Here is a 4,317-nt window from a genome sequence, read left to right as displayed (position 1 = left end):
CTGGGTGCCCGAGGCGGTGGCCTGGGAGCACACCGCGGTGGACGCGGGCGAGGAGTTCCGGCGCAAGGTGCGGATGATCGCCCACGACTTCGGCGGCTACTTCTACCTCGGGGGCTGTTGGCGTCGGCCGTCGGTGGGGCTACGGCTCCTCTTCCACAAATTCCTGCGCTGGCTGGTGCCCTTCTTTTACCTCGCCGCCCTGGGGCTGGCGATTCCACCGGCGCTCTCCGGCGACACGGCTATGCTGGCCGCGGCGCTGGTCCTGGGCGGGGGACTCGTCTGGGGCGGGGCCGCCTGGGGGGCGATGGCCCTCGGCTGGCGGCCGAAATCCTTGCCTGGCCGACTCCTGGCCCTTCCCGGCCACTTCGTCATGGTGAACACGGCGTCGGTCCTCGGCATCTGCCGGTCGGTGTTCCGGGGGAGCCAGGCCGCGTGGGAGACCGTCCCCAGCTCGCACGGGGGTCTGTGTTGATACGGCCCCTCGACCGTGAGAAGGTCAAGGAGTTCTTCACCCGGGAGAGATTGCCGGACGGGGACCTGGAGCGGTTGGCCAAAGGGCGGGGACTGGCCTTGCGTCGAGTGGTCCTGGAGCTGGAGTGGATCCGGGACGCGATGCTGGGCGGAATCGCCGGTAAGAGGCTGCTCGAGATGGGCACGGGCTACGGCGAGGAGCTGATCGAATTCACCCTGACAGGCGCCCGGGCGGTGGGATGGCCGCGTCTTCGATATCGTTTACGGCAACGCCGTCCTGATTCACCTGAACCGCGGTCGAGCCCTCGCCGAGGTTCAGAGGGTTCTCCGGCCCGGCGGGCGGATGATTTTAATCGAGCCGCTGGACCGACATCCTCTCCTGAAGCTCTACCGCCGGTGCCTGAAGAACCGAGAGGGCGTCGTGTCCTATCTCGATTACACCGAAATGGACGCCGACCTCCTGGGGGGCGGATACGAGCTGCACCCGTTCGGACTCACCTCGGCCGTCCTCTTGCCCCTGGCCGCCCTGGGTATCGCGGGCGCCCTCTGGCGGGGCCTGGCGCGGCTCCTCAACCACCTGGACGCCCTGCTCTTCGCCAAAAGTCTCTGGGCGCGGAGACACGCCTGGGTCTGCCTCGCCCGGTATCGGTGGAGAGGCCTTGAACGCTGAGGGGAGAATCGGCGAGCTGCGCCGTCTCTTCGAGGCGGATCGCGGACCCGGACGCCTCACCAGTCTGGCTCTCGGCGAGCCCGCGGGAAGGTCCGTCGCCGTGGCCGACCTGCGCCGTCGGTGGCGGGAGGCGCTGGGGGAGATCCGGGGACTGCGCGTGCTGGAGCTCGGCTGTGGTCATGGCGGGGAGATGGCGTACCTGGCGGGGGAGGGCGCCTCAACGGTGGGGATAGACCTCTCATCCCGACGGCTGGACGCCGCGCGGTCCATCGCCCCAGGGGCGGCGGTCCTGCTGGCCGACGCCGAGCGGCTGCCCTTCACCGACGGCGTCTTCTCCCTGGTATACGGCAACTCGATTCTTCTGCATCTTGACCGGGGGAGAGCCTTCGCCGAGATTGGGCGTGTCCTGGAACCCGGCGGGGCGGCGGTCTTCCTTGAGCCGCTGGACCGGCACCCCGTCCTGCGCGTGTACCGCGCCCTCCTCACCCGGCGGCGGGGTCTCGCCCGTTACCCCTCCCTGGAGGAGCTGGAGGGGCTGGGCCTCGGGGGCGGGACCGACGTCGCCCCATGGTACCTGACGGCGGCGCTGCCGGTGTTCGCGGAGCGCCTGTTCGGAACGAGCGGCCTCACCCGGGGCCTGGCCGGGCTCCTCTCACGCTTCGACGATTGGCTCTTCCGCCGCGGCCGTTGGGCCGCACGGAGCGCCTGGACGGCTCTTGCCGTTTACCGCAAGGGGTAAGCTTGGATACGATTCGCACCACCGGTGAGCTGGAAGAACGCAGGAAAACCCTCGAGCGTGAGTTGCCCTCGGGCGGTGTCGCGCTCACCTTCCTCGGCGGGGTGGGCGAATTCGGCAAGAACATGCTCCTTCTGGAGGACAATTCGGGCATCGTGGTCGTGGATTGCGGCCAGGCCTTCCCCGACGACACTCTCCTCGGCGTGGATTCCGTCATCCCGGAGACGAGCTACCTGGAGGCACACGCCGACCGGCTGCTGGCCTACGTCTTCACCCACTGCCACGAGGACCATATCGGGGGGCTGCCCTACGTTCTGCCCCGGGTGCCGGCGCCGCTCTACGGCTCACGCCTGACCCTGGGCTTCATTGACGGCAAGCTGCGCGAGTTCCCGGAGACGCCCGACGTGGAGCGGGTGGAGATAAAGGCCGGGCGGAAGTTCAGCATCGGCGGCTTCGAGTTCGAGCCGATCGCCGTCTCCCACTCCACGGCCGACAGCCTGGCCCTGGCCGTCTCGACCCGCGCCGGGGTCATTCTCCACACCGGCGATTTCAAGCTCGACCCGACCCCCGTCGGCCGGCGCCACGACCCCATCCCCCGGCTGCGCTACTACGGCAAACGGGGAGTCAGGCTCCTTTTGTCCGATTCCACCAACGCCGAGTTCACCGGGCACTCCCAGTCGGAAACCGTGGCCCAGGAGGGAATTCTGGAGGCCTTCCGCGGGACTCGGGGCCGGATAATCCTCACCACCTTCGCCAGCCACATCCACCGCATCCAGGGAGTGGTGGACGCCTGCGAGGAGACCGGCCGCAGCCTGGTCGTCTCCGGGCGCGCGGTGGAAAAAAACGTCCGCATCGCCCAGGAGCTCGGCTACCTGCGGATTCCCGGCGGGATGCTTGTCTCGCCTAAGGATTTGGGCGACCTGCCGGCCAGCCGCCTCACACTTCTCGTCTCCGGCAGCCAGGGGGAGCCGCTCTCGGCCCTGGCGCGCATCGTCGAGGGGGAGCACAAGCACATCAAGCTCGAGGCCAATGATTTGGTCATCTTTTCCGCCCGAATGATTCCGGGCAACGAGGTGGCAATCGGCCGCCTGATAGACCGCATCTTCCTCCACGGCGCCCGGGCTCTCTACCAAGGGGTTGCCCAGGTCCACGTCTCCGGCCACGCCTACGCCGACGAGTTGGCCGAGGCGATGCGGGCCGCGAAGCCGGAATACTTCATCCCGGTCCACGGCGAGTACCGCCAGCTTTACGCCCACAAGCGCCTGGTGGAAGCCCTGGGGATGGACGAGCGGAAGATACTCATCCCCCACGTCGGGGCGCGGCTTCTCTTGGACGCCGAGGGGGCCTGGTGGGGGGAGCCGGTGCCCGCCGGGCGCATCCTGGTGGACGGCAAGGGCGTGGGCGACGTGGGGCCCATCGTCCTGCGCGACCGCCGGACCATGGCCGACGACGGCATCCTGGTCATCATCGTCGCCGTCAGCCGCCAGACCGGCGAGATTCTGCGCGAGGTGGAGCTGGTGACGCGGGGGCTGGTTTACATTGACGAGAACGAGGCGTTCATGGGAGAGCTCTCGGCGCGGGTCCACGAACTGATTGCGGAAGCCGAGCCCGAGGTGCGGGAAGACCGGGAGCTTTTCGCCGACTGGCTGCGGAGGAAGACGCGGCGGTTCATTCAGAAGAAGCTGGAGCGCCGCCCGCTGGTCGTGCCGGTGATATATGAGTTGTAATTATGGATAATAACCTCATAAATACAACAGCAAAATTGTTCAATATGTTTCTTGAAAAAGAAAAGACTCGTTTAATTATAAAATATGGCATTCAAGAAGTTATAAAAGTTTTCAATGATGACGATTATTATATTGAAAGCATTAAAGACACAGAGGACTGCGTCTACGATTATCTATGTTTAATTTTCTCACAAGGCCTAGAAAGAATGTTAAAGCGCATATTGTGCCTAGATGAATATGTAATAAAAAATAAATACCCTTCAAATAAATATTTAAGAGATTTTAAACATGATTTAGAAAGGCTATATATATCATTGTGTAATAGAGTTAGGAATAATAAACTAATAGATTTTAAAATGATTCACTTAAGAGATAAAAATAAAAATACAAAAATAATACTATCTATTCTTACATCATATTACACAAATACCAGATATGATTCATTGAATTATCTAACTGATGCACCAAGAGCGCCTTATTTATTGGATAGCTTCTTTGAAATGAGTTCTGATTACATTAAGAAAGAAATGCATAATAAAAAAAAGGAGGAAGGCCAAGTAGAAATGATGTTATTTGGTGGAGAAATTGCCTCAATTACTTTGCACCTTCGAAATATTGAGAATTTATATACTAAGTACATACTTAATAGACATAATAATATTTATGGAAAGAAAAAAGTTGATAACTAAACTCTACTGCACTCTGATTTATGG

5 protein-coding genes are annotated in these 4,317 nt (G+C 61.5%); all 5 read left to right on the top strand.

Features of this window, described 5'->3' with window-relative positions; translation table 11 throughout:
• Positions 1–472, top strand: a 472-nt coding sequence (locus tag NTW26_03965; GenBank protein ID MCX7021428.1) for a hypothetical protein, incomplete at its 5' end; no start/stop codon positions are given.
• 342 nt (positions 473–814) lie between these two features.
• Positions 815–1,141, top strand: a complete 327-nt coding sequence (locus NTW26_03960) for a hypothetical protein (GenBank protein MCX7021427.1) — start codon at positions 815–817, stop codon at positions 1,139–1,141.
• The gene (locus NTW26_03955; protein ID MCX7021426.1) at positions 1,131–1,880 is read left to right on the top strand and encodes a class I SAM-dependent methyltransferase; all 750 of its coding nucleotides are present in this window, start codon (positions 1,131–1,133) and stop codon (positions 1,878–1,880) included. Before NTW26_03960 ends, NTW26_03955 begins: the two co-directional genes overlap by 11 nt.
• A gap of 2 nt (positions 1,881–1,882) precedes the next feature.
• On the top strand, positions 1,883–3,604 hold the full coding sequence (locus NTW26_03950; GenBank protein ID MCX7021425.1) for a ribonuclease J: 1,722 nt from the start codon (positions 1,883–1,885) through the stop codon (positions 3,602–3,604).
• A gap of 2 nt (positions 3,605–3,606) precedes the next feature.
• Positions 3,607–4,293 carry a hypothetical protein gene (locus tag NTW26_03945; protein MCX7021424.1) on the top strand — a complete coding sequence of 229 codons (687 nt, stop codon included), beginning with the start codon at positions 3,607–3,609 and terminating at the stop codon, positions 4,291–4,293.
• Positions 4,294–4,317: the final 24 nt, after the last annotated feature.

The sequence above is a fragment of the bacterium genome (genome assembly GCA_026398675.1).
GTDB lineage: Bacteria > RBG-13-66-14 > RBG-13-66-14 > RBG-13-66-14 > RBG-13-66-14 > RBG-13-66-14.
This window is presented reverse-complemented; position numbering and strand designations above follow the sequence as displayed.

Excerpts from the sequence above, each read along its gene's own strand:
- NTW26_03960 (MCX7021427.1), top strand. The coding sequence starts at position 815 with ATGATTTTAATCGAGCCGCTGGACCGACATCCTCTCCTGAAGCTCTAC.
- NTW26_03945 (MCX7021424.1), top strand. The coding sequence starts at position 3,607 with ATGGATAATAACCTCATAAATACAACAGCAAAATTGTTCAATATGTTT.